21 protein-coding genes are annotated in these 18,723 nt (G+C 68.8%); 10 read left to right on the top strand and 11 right to left on the bottom strand.

The annotated features are described in order from the left end of the window. Positions 1 to 43: 43 nt before the first annotated feature. Complete coding sequence (locus ACSMXV_RS01845; protein WP_473175934.1) at positions 44 to 1,393, top strand: NAD(P)/FAD-dependent oxidoreductase; 1,350 nt, start codon at positions 44 to 46, stop codon at positions 1,391 to 1,393. On the opposite strand, the gene ACSMXV_RS01840 is transcribed toward ACSMXV_RS01845, so the two are convergent. The 4 genes from ACSMXV_RS01840 to ACSMXV_RS01825 all read right to left on the bottom strand — a co-directional run bounded on the left by ACSMXV_RS01840 (position 1,296) and on the right by ACSMXV_RS01825 (position 4,585). After that, positions 1,296 to 1,622: a transposase gene (locus ACSMXV_RS01840; protein WP_473179209.1), complete on the bottom strand. Its 327-nt coding sequence runs from the start codon at positions 1,620 to 1,622 to the stop codon at positions 1,296 to 1,298. The genes ACSMXV_RS01845 and ACSMXV_RS01840 overlap by 98 nt on opposite strands. Before the next feature lie 96 nt (positions 1,623 to 1,718). After that, a complete protein-coding gene (locus ACSMXV_RS01835) occupies positions 1,719 to 2,243 on the bottom strand; it encodes a tetratricopeptide repeat protein (RefSeq protein WP_473175933.1) in 525 nt (174 codons plus the stop codon). A 14-nt stretch (positions 2,244 to 2,257) separates the two neighbouring features. Next, on the bottom strand, positions 2,258 to 3,688 hold the full coding sequence (locus ACSMXV_RS01830; RefSeq protein WP_473175932.1) for a hypothetical protein: 1,431 nt from the start codon (positions 3,686 to 3,688) through the stop codon (positions 2,258 to 2,260). A gap of 285 nt (positions 3,689 to 3,973) precedes the next feature. Continuing rightward, positions 3,974 to 4,585, bottom strand: a complete 612-nt coding sequence (locus ACSMXV_RS01825) for a GOLPH3/VPS74 family protein (RefSeq protein WP_473175931.1) — start codon at positions 4,583 to 4,585, stop codon at positions 3,974 to 3,976. Positions 4,586 to 4,887: 302 nt separating this feature from the next. Between ACSMXV_RS01825 and ACSMXV_RS01820 the strand changes: the two genes are divergently transcribed. Next, the gene (locus ACSMXV_RS01820) at positions 4,888 to 5,913 is read left to right on the top strand and encodes an alcohol dehydrogenase (protein ID WP_473175930.1); all 1,026 of its coding nucleotides are present in this window, start codon (positions 4,888 to 4,890) and stop codon (positions 5,911 to 5,913) included. 298 nt (positions 5,914 to 6,211) lie between these two features. On the opposite strand, the gene ACSMXV_RS01815 is transcribed toward ACSMXV_RS01820, so the two are convergent. Further along, positions 6,212 to 6,826: a flavin reductase family protein gene (locus ACSMXV_RS01815; RefSeq protein ID WP_473175929.1), complete on the bottom strand. Its 615-nt coding sequence runs from the start codon at positions 6,824 to 6,826 to the stop codon at positions 6,212 to 6,214. Between the two features lie 186 nt (positions 6,827 to 7,012). Here ACSMXV_RS01815 and ACSMXV_RS01810 point away from each other — a divergent pair, with 186 nt between their 5' ends. After that, complete coding sequence (locus ACSMXV_RS01810) at positions 7,013 to 7,678, top strand: maleylpyruvate isomerase family mycothiol-dependent enzyme (RefSeq protein ID WP_473175928.1); 666 nt, start codon at positions 7,013 to 7,015, stop codon at positions 7,676 to 7,678. 150 nt (positions 7,679 to 7,828) lie between these two features. On the opposite strand, the gene ACSMXV_RS01805 is transcribed toward ACSMXV_RS01810, so the two are convergent. Then, positions 7,829 to 8,716, bottom strand: a complete 888-nt coding sequence (locus tag ACSMXV_RS01805; RefSeq protein ID WP_473175927.1) for a LysR family transcriptional regulator — start codon at positions 8,714 to 8,716, stop codon at positions 7,829 to 7,831. 83 nt (positions 8,717 to 8,799) lie between these two features. Between ACSMXV_RS01805 and ACSMXV_RS01800 the strand changes: the two genes are divergently transcribed. Beyond that, positions 8,800 to 9,693, top strand: a complete 894-nt coding sequence (locus tag ACSMXV_RS01800) for a PhzF family phenazine biosynthesis isomerase (protein ID WP_473175926.1) — start codon at positions 8,800 to 8,802, stop codon at positions 9,691 to 9,693. Between the two features lie 398 nt (positions 9,694 to 10,091). Continuing rightward, positions 10,092 to 10,244, top strand: a complete 153-nt coding sequence (locus ACSMXV_RS01795; protein ID WP_473175925.1) for a hypothetical protein — start codon at positions 10,092 to 10,094, stop codon at positions 10,242 to 10,244. Between the two features lie 469 nt (positions 10,245 to 10,713). Here ACSMXV_RS01795 and ACSMXV_RS01790 read toward each other — a convergent pair whose 3' ends face one another. Next, positions 10,714 to 10,938 (bottom strand): hypothetical protein, encoded by a 225-nt coding sequence (locus ACSMXV_RS01790; RefSeq protein ID WP_473175924.1) that lies wholly within the window; start codon positions 10,936 to 10,938, stop codon positions 10,714 to 10,716. 40 nt (positions 10,939 to 10,978) lie between these two features. Between ACSMXV_RS01790 and ACSMXV_RS01785 the strand changes: the two genes are divergently transcribed. Continuing rightward, positions 10,979 to 11,272, top strand: coding sequence for a hypothetical protein (locus ACSMXV_RS01785; protein ID WP_473175923.1), 294 nt, complete (start codon positions 10,979 to 10,981; stop codon positions 11,270 to 11,272). A gap of 392 nt (positions 11,273 to 11,664) precedes the next feature. Here ACSMXV_RS01785 and ACSMXV_RS01780 read toward each other — a convergent pair whose 3' ends face one another. From ACSMXV_RS01780 to ACSMXV_RS01770, 3 genes are all read right to left on the bottom strand, one after another. Continuing rightward, positions 11,665 to 12,549, bottom strand: a complete 885-nt coding sequence (locus ACSMXV_RS01780; protein WP_473175922.1) for a fructosamine kinase family protein — start codon at positions 12,547 to 12,549, stop codon at positions 11,665 to 11,667. 129 nt (positions 12,550 to 12,678) lie between these two features. Continuing rightward, positions 12,679 to 12,813 (bottom strand): hypothetical protein, encoded by a 135-nt coding sequence (locus ACSMXV_RS01775; protein ID WP_473175921.1) that lies wholly within the window; start codon positions 12,811 to 12,813, stop codon positions 12,679 to 12,681. Positions 12,814 to 12,970: 157 nt separating this feature from the next. After that, positions 12,971 to 13,555: a TerD family protein gene (locus tag ACSMXV_RS01770; RefSeq protein WP_473175920.1), complete on the bottom strand. Its 585-nt coding sequence runs from the start codon at positions 13,553 to 13,555 to the stop codon at positions 12,971 to 12,973. 275 nt (positions 13,556 to 13,830) lie between these two features. Between ACSMXV_RS01770 and ACSMXV_RS01765 the strand changes: the two genes are divergently transcribed. The 4 genes from ACSMXV_RS01765 to ACSMXV_RS01750 all read left to right on the top strand — a co-directional run bounded on the left by ACSMXV_RS01765 (position 13,831) and on the right by ACSMXV_RS01750 (position 17,231). Then, the gene (locus ACSMXV_RS01765; RefSeq protein ID WP_473175919.1) at positions 13,831 to 14,145 is read left to right on the top strand and encodes a helix-turn-helix domain-containing protein; all 315 of its coding nucleotides are present in this window, start codon (positions 13,831 to 13,833) and stop codon (positions 14,143 to 14,145) included. Continuing rightward, positions 14,142 to 15,653, top strand: coding sequence for a helix-turn-helix domain-containing protein (locus ACSMXV_RS01760; RefSeq protein ID WP_473175918.1), 1,512 nt, complete (start codon positions 14,142 to 14,144; stop codon positions 15,651 to 15,653). Before ACSMXV_RS01765 ends, ACSMXV_RS01760 begins: the two co-directional genes overlap by 4 nt. Before the next feature lie 59 nt (positions 15,654 to 15,712). Beyond that, complete coding sequence (locus ACSMXV_RS01755; protein ID WP_473175917.1) at positions 15,713 to 16,285, top strand: transcriptional regulator; 573 nt, start codon at positions 15,713 to 15,715, stop codon at positions 16,283 to 16,285. 730 nt (positions 16,286 to 17,015) lie between these two features. After that, positions 17,016 to 17,231 carry a hypothetical protein gene (locus ACSMXV_RS01750; protein WP_473175916.1) on the top strand — a complete coding sequence of 72 codons (216 nt, stop codon included), beginning with the start codon at positions 17,016 to 17,018 and terminating at the stop codon, positions 17,229 to 17,231. Between the two features lie 142 nt (positions 17,232 to 17,373). Here ACSMXV_RS01750 and ACSMXV_RS01745 read toward each other — a convergent pair whose 3' ends face one another. Continuing rightward, positions 17,374 to 18,414, bottom strand: coding sequence for a LacI family DNA-binding transcriptional regulator (locus ACSMXV_RS01745; RefSeq protein WP_473175915.1), 1,041 nt, complete (start codon positions 18,412 to 18,414; stop codon positions 17,374 to 17,376). Between the last annotated feature and the right edge of the window lie 309 nt (positions 18,415 to 18,723).

The following is an 18,723-nucleotide window of genomic DNA, read 5'->3' as shown; positions in this document are numbered from 1 at the left end:
TGGCACAAGGGCCCGCCACGGCACAACGGTTGGGCACGTCGTCGTGATAGGGGCGAGCCTCGCGGGGCTGCTCACGGCCGCCGCCCTCGGCAGCGTCGGATGGACGGTGACGCTTCTCGAGCGGGACGTGCTGACCGACCGCCCCGAACCCCGGCCCGGCGTCCCCCAGGGCCACCAGCCACATGTCCTGCTCTACCGCGGCCTGAGCGCGATCGAGAAACTACTGCCCGGCCTGCGCCGGGAGTTGATCGCCGCGGGCGGCGTACCGCTGGACACCGGTGACCTCGCCTGGCTCGGCGAGCAGGGCTGGGCGCCGTTCGGCACCCCCGCATTCGAGCTGGTCTCCGCGCCCCGGCCACTCGTCGAACACGTGATCAGACAGCGAGTGAAGGCGCTGCCCGCAGTGAAACTGCACAGCGGCAGGCGGGTCTCGGCGCTGCGGCGCCCGAACGGTGGCACCGGCTGGGTGGTCGAGTGCTCCGGCAACGCGCCGCTGACGGCGGACCTCGTGGTGGATGCATCAGGCCGCGGCTCGCGGCTGCCCATCTGGCTGGCACGATCCGGATTCGGCGAGGTGGCCACGACCATCGTCGACGCCAGGGTCGGCTACGCAAGCCGGGTCTACTCCGCGCCCGCCGACCACCTCGGCCGGGTAGCGGGCATCCTCATGCTGCTGTCCCCGCAGTCGCCTTGCGGCGGAGTGGCCCTTCCCGTGGAGGGCGGCAACTGGGTGGTCGCCGCCGTGGGGGCGGGGGACCGGCGGCCGCCGCGCGACGCCGAGGGCTTCGATGCCTTTCTCGGCCGGCTGCGCGACCCCGCGCTCGCCGATTTCACCAGGAGCGCGCGCCCGGTCGGCGACATCGTCGTCCACCGACGGACGGGCAATGTGCGCCACCACTACGACCGCATGAAGAACTGGCCCACCGGCCTCCTCGCGGTCGGCGACGCCTCCTGCGCGTTCAACCCGGTATACGGGCAGGGCATCACCGTGGCAGCGTGTCAGGCGCTGCTGCTGCGCAAGGCCATGACCTCCGTCTCCGGTCTGCGGCCCGGTTCGGAGCGACGGCTGATGCGCCGCCTGGCCCGTGCCGCCGAACTGCCGTGGGCCATAGCGACCGGTGAGGACCTCAGATACACCGACAGCGACAGCGGCCGGTCCCCGATCGACGCGCTGTTCGGCCGCTGGTCACACGAGCTCGACCGGCTCGCGGTGCACGGCGACCTACGCGCCCAGCGCACCCTGGACCGCATCTACCACCTCGTGGGTTCACCCGCCGGCCTGTTCCACCCGGCGCTCATCGCCTCCGCCGCACGCGCGCGCCTTTTCGGCCTCCCGGCCCCGGCACCGCGCCCGCCACTCGGCGACCACTCCCGCCAGTCCACGGCCCCATGACGTACATCCGTCGCCGCTTGTCCGGGAAGTGTGAGGCCTTTTCGCTCGCACCGGACGGTGAGGCGGCGGTAGCCGAAAGCGAAGCACCGAACCTCTCCGGCAGGTGCCCCCAGGCACACCCCCTGGTCAGCACATACACAACCGCTGTAAGCCCAGGCCGCTCGTCGCGCGGAGCGGTCCCGCCGTCCTGCGGTCGGGGGTTGAACGTCGGCAGTAACGGGGTGACCAGCTCCTACAGACGGTGAGGAACCAGCCGCGGCGACAATCGGCACCCACGACCGGCAATGATGCCGCAGCTCATGCCATCACCACGCGAGACATCCTGTCATTGGACAGTGTGACTGTGCGGGCCAGGCTGTTCTCGCCAGTGGGCCAGGGCGCGCTCGCTCTTGACGGTGTCGGGGTGTTCCGGCCCCAGCACTCGCCGTCGGTCGACTACGAGTTCGGCGAACTCGGCGGCGGCGCCCGTGGCGTCCCCCGCCTCGCCTGTCCATAGCGCCAGGTTGTGCCGCGACATGAGCGTATGCGGGTGGTCGGGCCCCTGGATGCGGATGCGGTCCGGGACTATTTCGGCGAACTCGGCGGCGGCACCCGCGGCGTCCCCCGCTCTCCCTCGCCATCGGGCCAGCTCATGACGGACATCAAGGGTGTTGGGAGTGTCGGGACCCAGCACCCGCATGGCATCGCCGAGAAGTTCGGTGAACACCTCGACGGCACCCTGGTGATCCCCTGCTTCACCCAGGCAGAATCCGAGGTTGTGCCGGTAGAGAAAGGTGTGCCGGTGATCCGGTCCCACCGTCCGACGCTGGTCGGCGACGATATCGGCAGCAACCGTGGCGGCGGCGGCCATGTCGCCCGCCTCCATCAGAAACCGGAAGACTTCGATGCGCGTGGCACATGTGTCGGGGTGCTCGGGCCCCAGTGCCCGTGACTGGTCGTCCAGGAGTGTCCCGAGCGCAGCCGCAGCGCCCGCGGCGTCACGGCTACCCCGGCGATTGGCCAGGTCGCGCCGACGTTGAAGGAGTCCCGGTCGTCCGGACTCCGGAGCCGGAGGAACTCGTCCAGCAGCTCGGCTGCTGAGGACCCGTTCGGCATCGTGTCAAGGCCGATGTGGGCAAGCCACGAGTTCCGGCGTTCCTCCTCTGCCAGCAACTGACCGAGAAACCAGAAGGTCCCCTCGTCACGGGCACGGATACGGCTCCGCAGTTCCTCAAGTGCCGATTCTCGTGCCGCGGATTCGCTGTGGCGATCCCGGATCTCCGCCATCAGCTTGGCCGGCTGCTTCGTGCCCGCCGGTTCACCGACGCGCTGGACCTCCGCGGTCGTCGGCACCCGGAATTCCGCGTACAGCGCCGGAAGTTGAGCCAGGGTGGCCTCAGCCAGCGGGAGCGACGCCGTCAGGACTTCGTCGGCGACTGCCGCGCCGACGGTGATCCCGACGAGTTCGCGATACATCCGCTCGAAGCTCTGGAGATGGCCCGTGATTGCTCGTCCCGGATCCCAGAACGCCTCCGTAACCTCATAGACGCCTTCTGCGCCGGAGGAGAGGACGTCGGCGTTCCCGTCCACCGATACGAGGCCGTCCGGCAGGTCAGCGCGGCGTCGGGGCGGTGTGGATTCCCAGTCGGGGACGGGGAGTCCGCGTGCGGTCATCTCTCTGTCGATCGCTTCGCGGACCTTCCTCGTGTCTTCCAGGAAGTGGCTGATCACGGTCCGGATCTCGTCAGCCGAGTACACGAAACCATGCTGCGGGAACGCGACGGCCACCCTCGGCGAGGTCATCATGCGATCGTTCCCGTCGTAGATGATCTCCAGGTCCAGGTCGTATACGTACGTGTCGAACGTGGGTTGCATGCCGAGGCGGACCTCGAACCGATCCGCCTCTCCCTGCGCAACCACCTGGGAGAGGTCGATGACGGCCCGGAAACCGCCGGCGTCTTCGGGCGGTGGGATCGCGGCGTCGTACGTGGCGGACACCGGCAAGAGGGCGCCGACCCACATCGCGCGGTAGGGCGTAAGCCGCATGCTGGAGAACATGCTCCCGCACCGGACAGCCCGGTGCACGCGCACGACGAGTCGCTTGAGTACGGCCGACTGGCCTCCCGTGTTGCGTACCTTCACATCGAGCACAGGAGACATGTCCCGGAGACCCGAGGCCGAACCCGACGGCGGCGCAATGGTCACGTCGACCAGCTCGACCTGCGATTTGGGCGGGCGCCGAGCGCGAAGCGCCGCCCACGCACCGATGATTGCGGCCGCGATGCCGCCGGTCAGCCCGAGAACTGTAGCCAGCACGAGATCGACGTTACCGTCTGATCGTTCAACTCACCCCCCTTCAAGGGCAGATCGTGACCGAGCACGGAGCGGACTGCCGGGCGATCAGTCGTGGTGGGAGAACTACCGGCGCCTGCTGGAGCGGGTTGCGCTGCAAGCCGGCCACCGCTGAGGGTCCGGCCGGCTGCGGGTCGGCGGCGCAGCGCTGTGATATGCCGGGGCGTGGGGCGGCTTCCGGGCAGCGGGCCGGATCCGGGAATCGTCAGTGCGGCTGCCGGCTCGGTAGCCGGCGAGCGCGTGCCCTCGTCACTCGCCTCGCCAGATGTTGTCGAAGGCCGAGGCTTCGATGGCTCGCTGTTGCCGTGTGGCTTCCAGTTCGATCACCGCGCCGTTGACTGCGGCCAGGATCGTCGCCACCGCGTCGTCGACCTCGGTCATGCTCGGGGAGTCTGCCGTTTGGCTGTCCTGAATCCCGACGGCCGCCGCGAGCGCGGCGAGGACGGGCTCGTGTGAACTCCAGCGGCTGGCCGCCTGGTGGTGAGCGGGCGAATCGGCCGGCACCGGCTTACGGTTCCGGAAGAGCATCCGCCGAGGGCGTTGCCCGGTCAGCTGCCCTTCGGCGACGAGAGCGTCCCGATAGAACGAGGACAGGCCGCGACCCCTGCGCCACAGCCAGTCATCGACCGACTCGTAGGGCTCTTGACGGACGAGGGAGGACGCGGCCTCATCCAGGAGGCGATCGCCTGTCGCCGACGGGTGGCTGGGCACGATGTGATCATCGACCAGTCTGATGGCTTGGTGATCGAGGAGGTCGATCGCCTCGGCTCCCGCGAGTGCGAGCGACAGGTCGCCTTGTTCCACAGGGCGGCTGGCTTCCATGTCCATGGCGACGAGCAACAGGTCCCGTGGTGTGGTCATGATTGCCTCCACGTCTCAGACATCAGCAACGATACGTCGCTGAGCTGCCGGGCCACCTCTCGGCAGGGGCACGCCGGGAGCGCCCGGCGCGTGAGCGAGCCCTGGACTCGCGCGATGTTGGCGCCGATGTTCTCGTCGCTCAGACGACGCGTGATCGTAGTTGGTGACACCGGGGTGGAGGGCGGGTGACACCCGGCATGGTCCAAAAGGCAGGACCGGATCCCAGCCCACGCGCGCGACAGGGCCGGACATGGTCTGATGGTCTGGGGGACCGTTCCTAGGAGTACCCGGGAGAGGTCCAGATGAGCACGTATCGAGCTGCTCAGGTGGCCGCCGCAGGCGGGCCGTTCGAGATCATCGAGCGTGAGGTACCGAAGCCGGGCCCCGGCCACGTTCGGATCGCCGTGGACGCCTGCGGGATCTGCCACAGCGACGCGGCATTCGTCGACGCCGTGTTCCCGGGTGTCCGGTTTCCGGTGGTCCCCGGCCATGAGATCGCCGGTCGCATCGAAGAGCTCGGCGAGGGAACACAAAGCCGCGGCTGGCAGGTGGGCGACCGGGTGGCGGTGGGATGGTTCGGCGGCAGCTGCGGCTACTGCACGCCCTGCAGACAGGGCGACTTCGTCGTGTGCGAGAACCTGAAGGTCCCCGGATGGGCCTACGACGGGGGTTTCGCCGATGTGGTGATCGCACCAGCCGACGCCCTTGCGCGCATCCCCGAAGGGCTGGCGGCGACCGACGCAGGACCCTTGGCCTGCGCGGGGGTGACCACGTACAACGGGCTTCGGCGCAGCTCCGCACGACCGGGCGATCTGGTTGCCGTACTCGGCATCGGAGGCCTCGGCCACCTGGGGGTTAAGTACGCGGCCGCCATGGGCTTCGAGACGGTCGCCATCGCCCGCGGATCCGACAAGGCCGACTTCGCCAAGCAGCTCGGCGCGCACCACTACATCGACAGTACGGGGGACACCACCGTCGCAGACGCGCTGCAGTCCCTTGGCGGCGCCAAGGTAGTCCTCGCCACCGCCGCCAACTCCGCTGCCATCACGGCGACCGCTGACGGGCTGTCCCACCGCGGCGAGTTGGTGGTCATCGGTGCGGTCGCCGAGCCGCTGGGAATCAACCCGATCCAACTGCTCATGGCAGGCAAGATCGTGCGCGGACACCCGTCCGGAACGGCGCTGGACGTGCAGGACACCATGGCATTCAGCGCCCTGCACGGAATCCGCCCGATGACCGAGATCATGCCGCTGGACCAAGCCGACGAGGCATACCGGAAGATGCTCGCCGGCACCGCACGCTTCCGCATGGTGCTCACCACCCACTGACCTTGACAGAGGCGGTGCAGGCCACCGGCCCCGCAGGCGTTCACCCAAAGGCTGGTCTGGCACGGCGGTTGTCTGCCGATCCGGCCCGGGAGACCTCGCGGCCTGCTACTGGTCTGACGCTGCTTCGCCACCGCGACGGCGCACCTCCTGCCCGTGCTGACTGGCTGATCGCACAGACTGCCGACGCACGTGTGCGACCTGTTGCCAGGGACCGACCGGCCTGGCCCGGCACTTCGTCGGGCGACCGGCCCGGCACTTCTCCGGGCCTGCTGGTGCAGGGGCGTTGCCTGGCGCCGGGTCAGCTTCCGTTCTGCTGCCACACGGCATACGGGATGCGCGCGATCTCCTTGATCTCGCCCATGGTGCCCCACTCGTTCCTGCCCAGGCGCGCGAGCGGACGCAGCAGTTCGATGTCGGGGTGGCCGTCCACGACGACGTCCTCGCTCAGCACGGCGTGGACAACGCGTCCGAACACCACGGTCGAGTCGCCCAGGCACAGCGTGCTGTGCAGGCGGCACTCCAGCGCCACCGGCGACGCCGCCACCCGCGGCGGCTTGACCCGCAGGCTGGGCTCTTGCTCGATGCCGACCGCCTCGAACTCCCCGACATCGGAGGGGAAGTCCGTGCCCGTGGCGTTGACCTGCTCGAACAGCGGCTCGGAGCAGAAGTTGACGACAAACTCCCCGGTCTCCTCCGCGTTCCGCAGCGAGTCCTTGCGCCCCACTGACGTGAACTGCACGATCGGCGGCTGGGTGCTGGCGACGGTGAAGAAGGAGTGCGGCGCGAGATTCGGTACGGAGTGGTCCTTCGAGATCGTGGACACCCACGCGATGGGCCGCGGTACCACCACCGCGGTGAGCAGCCGGTAGAAGTCGTTGGGGCCTACGGCCTCGGGATCGAAGTCGACGCGCATGATCCCCAGTATCCAGGACCGGGGTTCGTGCAGCGGCGCGGTTCGGGTGCCCTCAGGACAGTGCACTCACGGGCGATGACTTTGCTTCGGGGCAAGGGTCTTCTCCTTGAAACGCCCCTGCCGGATGCCACCTGTTCCGGCCCAGGTGCAACGCAGAGCACGACTCGTGACAGGAGACGCTCCCACGTGACTGATCCGGAACTGACAGCGGACCGCAGCCGGAGGGCTGGAGTCTGGCCCTTGATCCGCGTTGAGCGAGCAGCGCTGGCGGCTGATCTCGCAGACCTGACTGATGAGCAGTGGGCGACACCGTCGCTGTGCGCCGAATTGACGGTGCGTGAGGTACTGGCGCACGTCACCGCGGCGGCGAGCCTCAATTCTGTGCGCTGGTTGGCGGGTGTGATCCGCTGCCGGTTTGACTTCGACAAGCAGGTGGCCATGCGGCTGGCCGAGCAGTTGGGTGCAACCTCGGCCGAGACGCTGGAGAGATTCCGGCATGTGGTCCCGAGCACGACCAAACCTCCCCTCCCTGCCATCGCCATGCTTGGCGAGACGATCGTGCACGGAGAAGACATCCGGCGCCCGCTGGGCATCGGTCGTGACTACCCGATCGAGGTGGTCACGCTGCTGGCTGAGTACTACCAGGGCTCGGACCTCGTGGTCGTTGCCAAGGGACGTATCGGCGGCCTGAGACTCGTCGCGAATGACGGCCCCTTCACCGCCGGGTCCGGGCCGCTCCTATCCGGCGCCACGTTGGCCCTGGTGATGGCGATGACCGGGCGCTCGACGTACTGCGACGACCTCGAAGGCGACGGCGTTGAACTCCTCCGCAGGCGCTGCGGGACGGCGTGACTGTGTTCCCGGTAGCGTCCTGCGCCGCGGCGGCACGATTGGCAACGATGTCACCGCCTAGCTCAGTCAGCACGGCGCAGGAGGTCCGCCGTCGCGGTGGTGAAGCAGGGGCGGCGGATCAGCAGCAGGCCGCGACGTCTCCTCGGCTGCTCAGTCGGACAAGTGCTGTACCAGCTCCTGCGCGAACGCCTGCGCGGCCGGTACCGCCCACCGCCTGCGATGCCGGGCCAGCCGCACCGTTACCTCCGCGAACCGCGGGCCGCGGATCCGTGCCAGCTGCCCTTGTCGCAGCTGCTCATCCACGGTCGTCAGCGGCAGCAGGGTCAGTCCCAGGCCGGCGGCGACGCACGAACGTGCCGCGTCCACGTTCCCGAAGCGGGTCAGTCGTGGCCGGGCGCCAGGCACAGCGAGCAGCTGTCGCTCGAGATCGTCACTGTAGGAACAGCCCTGTTCCAGAAGGAAGAAGCTCTCCGCTGCGAGTTCCGCCCAGGTCACTGCGTGCGCACGTGCGGCGAGCGGGTGGCTGGGAGAGCAGACGAGGGCGAGCGGCTCACGGGCGATCGTCTCGGCCGTCACATCGGGGAAGTCAGCCTCTTCCTCCAACAGCAGCGCCAGGTCAAGGCGCCCGGACCGCAACCCATCGACGCACTGCGCGGTACCGGCCGCGTACAGGTGGACGTCGACCTTGGGAAGGCTTGTGCGCAGGGCAGCGATGACGCCTGGCAGCCAGGTTGAACACAGCGACTCGGGGGTGCCTACCACCACCCGTCCCCCCGCCGCACCCTCGCCGTCGCAGGCGGCCCGTAGCCGCGCCACGGCGTCGAGTACGTCCTCGGCCCCTTCCAGCATCCGTCGTCCGGACTCGGTGAGCAGCGCGCCTTTGGGCAGGCGGTCGAAGAGCCGGGTGCCCAGGTCCCGTTCCAGAGCGCGGATGTGCACAGTAACCGTGGACTGGGCAAGGTGCAGCTCGGCGGCAGCAGCGGTGAAGCTGCCCGTTCGGGCGAGGGTGGTGAAGGTGCGCAGCAGGCGGGTGTCCACAGCACGAGCCTATGCGGTATATCGATGAGCTGGATCGAAATCCATCGTTGGACTCGATCGATGTGGGGTGGCAGCGTGGAGCCATGACGATCGACGTGACCGGGGCGAGCCCCATGAACCACCCCAAGCCGCTGGCCGAGACCCTGCGCTACTCGGCCTTCACCCATATTCCTGCGGGAGGCAACCCGGCCGGTGTCGTGCTCGACGCCTCCGGGCTCGACGACGCGGCGATGCTCGAGATCGCCGCCGAGGTGGGCTACTCCGAGACGGCCTTCGTCACCGGCCGCGACGAAGCATCGCGCCGGTTCAGGGTTCGCTACTTCAGCCCGCTCGCAGAGGTGGCCTTCTGCGGGCACGCGACCGTCGCCCTGGCCGTCGCCCTCGCCGAACGGCTGGGCCCCGGCGAGATCTTCCTCGACACCCTCGCGGGCGAGATCCCCGTGGCCACCACGGTGGACGACGCGGGCACGGTGCTGGCCACACTCACCAGCGTTCCGACCCGTTCTCGCCCCGCCGTGGGCACCGAGCTTGACGCCGCCCTGAAGGCCCTGGGCTGGGCTCCCGGCGACCTCGACCCGGCACTGCCCCCGCACGTGGCGTTCGGCGGCAATGACCACCTGGTGCTGGCCGCCGCCTCCCGGGCGCGCCTGGCGGACCTGGAGTACGACTTCGACGGTCTCGCCGAGGTGATGCGGCGTCACGGGTGGACGACCGTACACCTGGTGTGGCGCGAGTCGCCGGAGCGCTTCCATGCCCGGGACCCGTTCCCTGTCGGTGGTGTCGTGGAGGATCCGGCCACGGGAGCGGCGGCTGCGGCGTTCGGCGGATACCTTCGCACACTGGGCCTGGTCACCGGACCGGCCACGATCGCGATCCGCCAAGGAGAGGACATGGGCCGCCCCAGTGACCTGCTGATCGACGTGGCCCCGCATGACACCCGCACGAGGGTCACGGGACAAGCGGTGCCAATCGCCTAGGACTGCGCCACGCGGCGGTCTCGCCCGGGGGCGAACGGCATGCTGCACCAGATCGGTGCGTACTCGGCGCGTCCCTCGCGGGGACCGCCGTCGTCCCGCCCCCTGGTCGGGGCGGTGGAGGCGGACCGGCTGCGTAGGGCGTGTGGCGCTGGCCTTTTGCGTAACCTATGCCAGCGATCCTGTTGACCTCGCCGCAACTCCGTTACGGCTCCGGCGAAGTCGCTATCCACACCGAGACGTTCCGAGCGGAGTGCTGGCCCGCCGCGAAGCTCTGTGCCCGCTGGTCCGCAGTGCGCTGAAACAGGTGAGTTACCACCGCACCCAGCAGAGTGCCGAGGACAGCCACGAGAGTTGAGAGTGCGGCGTTCACGGTCACAGCACATCACAAGATCAAGACCATGCTCGCGCTTGGTTTGGTCTACGAGCTCTACACGCTGGTCAACGGAGATCCGGGCGACACCCTCTCGAAACGCACTCGCGGCTGGTTCCGCGTCCGCACAAGGCCCGACTGCGCCGTCTTCCTCGTCCTCTGGCTCTCCTTCGCTGCCTGATCCGCCGTGCACATCGGCGCGAAAAAGCCGTAGCCGCTCGGGCCACAGCCAGCCGCGGACATGTAGAACGCTCCGGAAGTCGGTCATGGTCGGCCGCGTGCAGGCGATGTCTGCTCCGCGTCCCGGTGCTTGTCGAACGCCGCCAGGGCTGGTCCGGTTCAGGCGGTGGTCGGTACGGTCTTCATCCGTTGCCTCCAGGGCAGCCGACCGTGGTCGGTCCGGGCGAACGCCTGTGTGGGAGTGATGACTTGCTTGCTTTCGTTGGGTCGTTGTGGATCGTTGGCGTGGTGCTTCTCGTCGGCGCCGTGATCGGGCAGTCCGTAAATCTGGGTGGGGCAGAGCTTCCCGCCCTCACCTCGCCGAAGGTACGGGGGGCCGTGGCCGGCATCGGGGTTTTCGCGCTCCTGCTGGGGGTGCTGCTCTACGTGCAAAATCTGTCGGACACAGGGGTCGTGGGCGGTGACAAGGGTCAGGCGGCCGCCCCGCCTCCGAGCCCCTCGACGGACACGCCACAGCCCTCCGGCGCCGGTGAACCACCGCAGTCCCCCACCGTGTCACCCACGCCCAGCCCGGCCCCAGATACCTCGTCCTCGGAAGATTCGCCGACGCCCTCGTCGCCGGCACCGAGTTCGGCTCCGCCCACGTCGGCGCCCAGGCCCACGGCACCGACCGTGAAGGTGCGCTGGCAGGGCACGTTGCTTCTCTACAGCAACGGGGCGCCCACGGGATGGTGGTTGGACAACGTACCGCCGACCCAGGCGGTGATTGGTGATCTCGGCCTTGAGTGCGACTGCCACCCCGGCGAAGTCGTCGCCAACGCCATCGCGGCATGGGACGGTCCACAGCCGCCGGAATACCGGCAATGCTCCGAGATGAGCGGCCAGTTGGCACGGCGGGCGCTGGCCGTCCAAGAGGGGTCCATGGCCTGTCTCAGAACCCAGGACGGCCGCCTGGGCTACTTCACGGTGACGAGCATGCCGGGCCCATCCGAGCTGAACGTGAAGGCAACCATCTGGGATCGCGGTTGACGCTCCTCGCTCCTCGAACAGCGACGCCATTGCCCCCCTTTTCACCGCCACGATGTGAAGCGAGTGAGCTCTTTCAGCGTTGCCGCTCCAGGTGAGGACGGCCGCGGCGATGGACGACATCTGCACTTCCGTCTACGACGGGCCGCTGTCCTCGGCCGCCCCGGTGGGAAGGGCGACGGCGCGAAGGAACGCGTCGGCGAACGTGTTGCACACCTCTTCGATGGGCGGGGACGGCATGTCGGGGACCTGTTGCGTGGCCGGCCGGAGGAGGAGGTGCATGACCAGGGGGCTCGCCATCTGCTGGATGAGCAGTGTGGTGGTGAACTTCCCGTTCGCGAGCTTGCGCAGCCAGCCCCGCTCGGGTCCGAAGGCAGTGATCTTCTGAGCTGAGCTCAGGGCCGCTGCCGGAACGGGGCGAGCGTGGCGCGCACGAGGTCGGCGGCGCCCCAGTCGGGGTCGAACTGGGCGATCACGGCGAGGTGCTGGCGTAGCTGGAGGATCGGCATCCGTTCGCGCCAGTCGCGGTCGAGCCCGGTCAGCTCGGCGTACAGCTCGAAGAACACAGGCGCCTCGGGCGGTGGCGCCGTCGTCCATAGGTGGGCCAGGTCGACCTCGGCCCACGTGTACGACACGGCCGGGTCGATCAGCGCGGGCCGCCCGTCGGGGGTGGCCATGACGTTCAGCGCCCACAAGTCGCCGTGCGTCAGGCACGCAGGCCTGACCGGCAGCAGCTCGGGCAGCCGGTCGCACAGCCGCTCCAGCGCCGCCCGGTCCGCGGCGTCGAGCGCCTCCTGGACGCGACGCTCGCCGAGCCAGCGCAGCAGACGGTGCTGGGCGAAGAACTCGAACCCGTCGTCATCCCAGGTGTTGACCTGCCGACGACGGCCCAGCCAGTTGTCCCGGTGCCACCCGAATCGGGGGTACCGCGTGGTGGTGTGCAGGTGGGCGAGCGCATGCGCGAGCTGCTCCCAGAAAGCCTCGGTGCCCGGCCGGGGCTGCAGCACGGACAGCACGAGCAGGTCGCGGTCCGCGAGGATGATCTCGGGCGTGGCGACGCCGCCCGCCTCGCGCAGCACGGTGAGCCCTTCGGCCTCCGCGGCGAAGGCGTCGTCCGACGGCGGCTCGCCGAACGCCTTGACGAACACCGACGTGCCGTCACCGCGGCGCGCGAGCCCCGCGGTCGCGGCGAGGCCTCCAGTGGCTGGCTCGACCGCGACGACGTCGGTCACGCCGGCCGCGTGCAGGCGTTCGAGCAGGAAGGGCGTCGCGTCTGTCACGGGTGTGCTCCTCTCTGCTGGTCACGCATCATGGCATCAGGGCCGAGCCCGCGACGGCTCACTCATTGTGCCCAGCTGGACCGCGCGTCCTCAACGCCGCCCTGACGGACCGCCTATCCGCGCGACCTCCTAGTCGAAGCAGGCGTTCGCACCCCAGTTGAAGCAGGTTGTGTCCCAGTACACTGACCGGCCGTACAGGCTGTTCAGTGCGCGCTGCAGTTGCTCCTTGGATGCCGTGGACTCGGGCGACTGGCGCGTGGTCATCAGGATTCCGTTTCCTCCCCCGTCTGAAGGCGCGGGTATCCACGGAGGATCCTGATGAACGCGATCATCCTCGCGGATCTGCCCGGCATCTAGCCTGGACGAGCCCACCGACGCCAAGGATGCGTGACTCCGACGTGCACGTCAGCCTCGGCTTCCCCTACTTGCTCACCGCGAAGCGCATCAGGGCCTGCTCATCGCCCTGCTTGACCTTCCCTGTCTCGTTGATCACCTCGAGCTTCCAGCTCCCGCCGACCCGGATCGCCTTGGCCACGGCGCAGCCGTTGTCGCTGCTGAGGAGGCTGGGCCAGATGTCAGCGACTTGCTGGGTGCTGCCCCCTGTCGCGTCGTACACCTTGAAACTGATGTTCCGTGCCTTCTGGAAGGAGCTGTTCTTCTTGTACGCGGCGGCGACGAACACTATCGACGTGATGTTGGACGGGACCCGGGCGAACTCGACGGTGACTGTCTCGTCGTCTCCGTCCCCGCGTCCGGTCTGGTTGTCGCCGCTGTGCACCAACGCGCCATTACCCAGCGGGTCCAGGGAGTCAAGGCCTGCCAGCCGTACGGGCTCCGCCCCCTGCATCGCGATGGCGATCAGGTCGAGGTCGGTGCCAACGTTCCGGCGGAGTTTACCGATCAGCCCGCCACTGCTCCCGGCGGTGGGGTCCCACGACACCCCGATGGACAGATGGGTTACCCCGTCCAGATCGGCCGGGCCGTCTTCCTTCTTCAGCGTGATCATGCGAGATCCTCTTCATGGTGGGACAGCAACGCTTGAAGTGTGCCTGGAACCCTGGGCGTTTGACACGCCAAGTCCAGGAATGGCCGTTTGATGCTGTGAGGCAGAGCACGGGCGCCAGTTGGGCCGGCTGCCCTTCGTCTGAGCGATCGACGTCCCCTCCGAGGCCCCCGACGTGAGAGGGCATGTGGCCGCCGGGGGAGAGACCCGTCTCCACACCCTCGCGGACCATACGTATGGCGCATATTCCTTGAGTTTCAAGTGGTAGATTCGGCGCTATGCGGATGACTCTCGATGAACGAGTGAGGTCAGCGGTGGCCGCACTCCTGCATGCGACGGGTGAGTCGCAGACGGATCTTGCAGCCGCGTTGGGGGTGAGCCAGGCGCAGGTGAGCCGTCGTCAGTCGGGCAGCGCCGCGTGGAGTCTGGCCGACTGTGAGGCCGTGGCCGCGCACTACCGCATTGATGTGCTCGACCTGCTGAGTGGGCCGACCCGGGCGTCTGAGTCCTTGCCCGTCGAGAGCCGCCGCACATCCGCCCGTCGCCGAGCCGAGCGCCCTGTGGCTGTCCAGGAGCAGGGGGCGCCCCGGTGACGGACTTCGAGGCGATCGACACGCTGCTCGCCGGCGCCAGGCAGCAGATCGCACTGCCTCCTGCCCAGGAACGTCGTGCGCTGCGCGAGAAGTTGAACCTCTCGCGCACGCAAGTCGCGCAGGCCCTGGGTGTCAGCCCGTCGACAGTCGGGGGCTGGGAGTCCGGGCGGGATCCGAGCGGGGAGGTGCGCGAGAAGTACGCGTATTTCCTGCAAGGGGCTCAGGCCAAGCTGGAGGCCCGGGCTGAGGACGTGAGCGACAACGGCCGGACTGTGGGTCTTCCGGGCGGCGTGCCCTCCGGCGGGGAAGCGGCGGAGGACGGTACGACCGGTACCGTCGCGGCCGACAGCGGGTCCGACGAGGTCCAATCCCTCACGACTCCCCAGCCGTGCGTGTTGTGCGGCGGTCCCGCCCGTCACCAGGTCGCCGGTTTCCCTCAGCACCTGGATGCCGCCGAGTGCGGCACGGCAGCGGCGGCGCCTGCCCGAGCGGCAGAGCCTGTCCAGGTCCGCCCAGTGGGCCGTCGTATGCAGACCGCTTCTGAGACCCCGGACCTCATCGGAGCCGCGGTGGCGGCCGCTCTCGCCACGCACGAGGGTGACGTCGAAGCCGCGATCGCGGCTCTGGTCAAGCGCGCCATTCCGGACGCGATGGCGCTGCTGGACGCCACCCGCACCGGTGGCCGCTACGACATCGTGGCTCACCCCTGGATGCCCGACATCCTGCGCAAGCAGAGCGCGCGCGGCTCCGACCAGATCTGGGAGGCCCGCCCCAAGTGGGCCCGCCCCGAATTGCCGCCCGGCGCGCACGAGGTGACCGCACTCGACATCAACGGCGCGTACCTGTCCGCGCTCAAGACCCATCTGCCGATCGGCCAGCTGGAGCACTCCACCGGCTTTGACCACGACCGTCGCCGCGCCGGCGTCCACCTGATCACCCCGCCCGCGTGGGAGCACGACAACGTCCTGCCCAACCCTGTCGGTGCCCGCGACGAACCAGGCCCTCTGTGGGTCACCGAGCCGACGCTGCGCCTCCTGTTGCGCCTGTCCGGCCCGAAGTACGGGCTGTGCGGCCCGCCTGAGATCCACGAGTCGTTCACCTCGGGCGCCACAGAGAACCTGCTGGAGAAGTTCCGCATCGCCCTCAAGGACGCCCGAGACCGGGCCATTGCCCAGGACGACGAGGTGACGCTGGAGTACGTCAAGGCCATGTACTCGAAGTTCGTCTCGACCCTGGGGGAGTCGAACTACAACCGGGAGATCTACCGTACGGACTGGATGCACCTCATCCGCTCCCAGGCCTTCGCCAACCTCTGGATGAAGGCGTACAAGGCATACGATGAGGGCCTCATGGTCGTGCGTGCGATGGGCACTGACGAGCTGCACGTCATCGGCGACTGGCGCGCGGTGTTCCCCGAGGGCCGCGGCGTTTCCGAAGTGAAGGTCAAGGACACCTACAGCGTCGGCACGGCCTCCGAGACGGCGGCCGCGGGCGAAGCGGGCGACTGAGTGGCCGGCTGGAACGGCGCGCTGGACCCCTGTGAATCGACGGAGAGGCAGAAGACGACGTGCCCGAGCGGAACATCGAGTTCGGCAAGTACGGCGCCCGCGGCATCAAAGGCCACGAAGCCGTTGCCCGCCGCCTCGACGACCTGGCTGGATACATCGCCACACCCATCACCGCGAAGCGCGGTCTGATGGCTCGCCTGCACTACCTCACGCGCACTGACCACGCCCGCGCCGCCGCCCGCGCGGCCGGCCTGACGGTCACCGACCGCACGATCAAGGCGTGGCTGGACGGCAAACGCCTCCCCTCCAAGAAGAACCTGGACCGCGTCGAGTCGGCCTATCGCACGGTGCGCCGGCACAACATCGCTCGTTACCTCGTCGGTCGACTCAACGCACGCGGCCGCGGCACCCGCGTGGAGATCCACCCCATCAACCAGTCGCAAGTTCCCCGGCCACGCCAGCGCGTCGTCGAGTACCGCACTCTGAATGTCCGCCGCTGGGACCGCATCGTCGAGGCCTGGGCCGCCGCCGACGACCAAGCGCTCGACGACGCGTGGGCGGACCAGATCATCGACCTCGGTTCCCAGTGGGGTCAGTACGAATACGTCACCAACATCGGCTTCGCCGCTTGAGCACAGCGGTCACCCGTGGCAGTTGACCGGTCAGGCCGGCCCCGCGCCGACGGCTGCGGCATCGGCTGGCCGTCGCCGAATTCGCCGCCGCCCACGGTGGCATCCTCATCGCCGAAGCGGAGTCGGCAGCGGCACTACGTTCGCCACCAGCATCGCCGCCCTCGGCGACAGGCAGGGGGAGCGGGTTCGGTTGAGAGCCCGCGGACCCCGGAACGTATGTCCTCCTCCCACACCTCGGTGCGGGACTCGACCGGGGCGTGCAGTGCCGCTGATCGTCGAGCGTGGCGGCACTCTCAGGAAGGGGCGGAAGGGGCATGTGATCACATCACGGCAGACAGCGCTTTGGCGGCGGACACCGCTTTGAGCGTCGTATCGCAGACGACGTCAAGGGGGAGCCGCCACCACGTGTCGGATGCTCTTCGTAGTCGGTTGGGGCGCGGTGCGCTGGAGGTGCCTGGCAGCGGATACGCCGGTACCGTCGAAAGAGGTGACGGTCGCGATCCCGGACACGTTCCCTCGAGGCGTTCTTGCCAGGGTGGGACGGCAGCCGGGAGACGTGCTCTCAGTCGGCACGCGGCGACCTCGACGGCAGCGCCGCATCGTTCTTCGAGCGGCATCGTCAAACAAACTTGAGCGCCCCACGCTGGCAGCGCCCGACTCTTCGGCGTGAGGCCGCGGTGATCCATCTCGTGCCGGGACAGCGCGAGAACGTGGAGGAAAGAGCAGACCCATGCGAGCACAACGCGCCAAGCGCGCCTTCGCCTGCGTCGCGGCCGGCTTCATGCTGGCCGCCGGCGGCACCGCAATCGGCACGGCGGGCACGGCCGCAGCGGCCGCCCCCGCATCGACGAGTGCCTCAGTTTCCCAGGACGGCGACTGCACGTGGTACGAGGGCTGGTACGACGAGGAACGCAAGTGGCATAAGGGCTATTGGGACTGCGAATAAAACAACGACGGCAACGCCGGCAAGCGCAGTGGCTGACGCGCCCGTTCTCGTGTCGTTTGTGGTTTCGGGGGCACGACAACGACTGGTCTCCGGCGTACGCGCCCGTGCGGCTCGCGGCTCGTGTTCTGCGCGCCGCCCTTGATCAGCGGATGCCGTCACGGGGCGATGGAGGGCTGGTCGACGTCCTCACCACCAGCCTGGTGGCGAGCTCCACATGGTGGGAGTCGATCTCCTCACCGGCGGAAAGCTGCAGCACAGTTCGCAGGGCGACCGCACCCATCTCCTGCAGCGGCTGGTGAACCGTCGTCAGTGGGGGCGAGCACTGCTGGGCGACCTGGGTGTCGTCGAACCCTACGACGCTGAGGTCCTCCGGCACCCGCAGTCCCCTGCTGCGGGCGGCTTCGACGACCCCGGCGGCCAGCGTGTCACTGGCGGCGAAGACCGCCGTGGGACGGTCCTTCAGGTCCAGCAGGGAGCCGCCGGCGGCGACGCCCCGCTCATGGGAGAAGTCGCCTGCGTGCCGGCAGAGCTGCTCCGGCACCGGAAGCGCGGCCGCCTCCATCGCGCTGCGGAAGCCGTGCAGTCGGGCCCGGTTGCACCCCACCTCGGGGTAGCCGCCGAGGTAGGCGATCCGACGGTGCCCGAGGGACAGCAGATGCTGGGTGGCGGCGTGACCGCCGGCGAAGTTGGTGGAGCCGACGCTGTTCGTCGACACCTCGGGCAGGCTGAGCGGATCTATCAAGGCCAGCGGCAGCCTCACCCTGGCCAGGGCCTCGACCATCTCCGGGGAGAGGGCGCCCGCCACGGCGATGACGGCGCGCCGCCCGGCGGTGGCAAGGCCGCGGGCCCAGTCGCCGGGCGGGGGTGTGGGATCCAGGTTGCGCTGGCTGCCGACCACGATGGCGACGCCGGACCGGGCCCCGGCCTCTGTCACCCCTTGGATGATCTCCACCGAGTGGGCGCTCAACCGTACCCTGCCGAAGAATAGTTCGACCGTGGGCAAGGCGCGCAGATCGTCGCGATTGCCGCCGTAGTCGTGCTGGCGCAGCAGGTCCAGCACCCGGGCTCTGGTTGCCGGCGAGACGTCGGGCCGCCCGTTGACGACCTTCGACACCGTGGCGACGGACACGCCGGCGGAGGCTGCGACGGTCGACAACGTGACACGGGCGGGCCCTGACGACATAAGCCCCCTCCTTTCGGAGTTCGCAGCCTAACGCTCCCTGCAGCCGAAAAATATTACGAGGACTGCAGGCGCGATCAGGTCGGCCATATAGCGCCAACTCGCCATGGCGCAGACAGTATTGACGGCGCCCTTGAGTGCCTCTACGTTCCAGCAGCACCGAGACTGATCGAAAACCCTTTCGCATGCTTACGCGACATTCGGTTGCCCGGTTCTCGCGGTTCTCGCCGCACATGCGGTGACCGGGGGATGCGCACTTCGGCCTCCGCAGCCGCACCGATCACCTCGGGAGCGATCAAGGGATGAGCCGCA

The organism is Streptomyces sp. DSM 42067 (genome assembly GCF_055792885.1).
Note: the sequence above shows the minus strand (reverse complement) of the source record. Positions and strands in the feature narration are given on the sequence as shown.

Coding starts and splice junctions, on each gene's coding strand:
- ACSMXV_RS01775 (WP_473175921.1), bottom strand. CDS start 12,813: ATGACCACGCGCCAGTCGCCCGAGTCCACGGCATCCAAGGAGCAACTG.
- ACSMXV_RS01750 (WP_473175916.1), top strand. CDS start 17,016: ATGCGAGCACAACGCGCCAAGCGCGCCTTCGCCTGCGTCGCGGCCGGC.
- ACSMXV_RS01820 (WP_473175930.1), top strand. CDS start 4,888: ATGAGCACGTATCGAGCTGCTCAGGTGGCCGCCGCAGGCGGGCCGTTC.
- ACSMXV_RS01765 (WP_473175919.1), top strand. CDS start 13,831: ATGCGGATGACTCTCGATGAACGAGTGAGGTCAGCGGTGGCCGCACTC.
- ACSMXV_RS01835 (WP_473175933.1), bottom strand. CDS start 2,243: ATGGCCGCCGCCGCCACGGTTGCTGCCGATATCGTCGCCGACCAGCGT.
- ACSMXV_RS01825 (WP_473175931.1), bottom strand. CDS start 4,585: ATGACCACACCACGGGACCTGTTGCTCGTCGCCATGGACATGGAAGCC.
- ACSMXV_RS01795 (WP_473175925.1), top strand. CDS start 10,092: ATGCTCGCGCTTGGTTTGGTCTACGAGCTCTACACGCTGGTCAACGGA.
- ACSMXV_RS01745 (WP_473175915.1), bottom strand. CDS start 18,414: ATGTCGTCAGGGCCCGCCCGTGTCACGTTGTCGACCGTCGCAGCCTCC.
- ACSMXV_RS01800 (WP_473175926.1), top strand. CDS start 8,800: ATGACGATCGACGTGACCGGGGCGAGCCCCATGAACCACCCCAAGCCG.
- ACSMXV_RS01770 (WP_473175920.1), bottom strand. CDS start 13,555: ATGATCACGCTGAAGAAGGAAGACGGCCCGGCCGATCTGGACGGGGTA.
- ACSMXV_RS01815 (WP_473175929.1), bottom strand. CDS start 6,826: ATGCGCGTCGACTTCGATCCCGAGGCCGTAGGCCCCAACGACTTCTAC.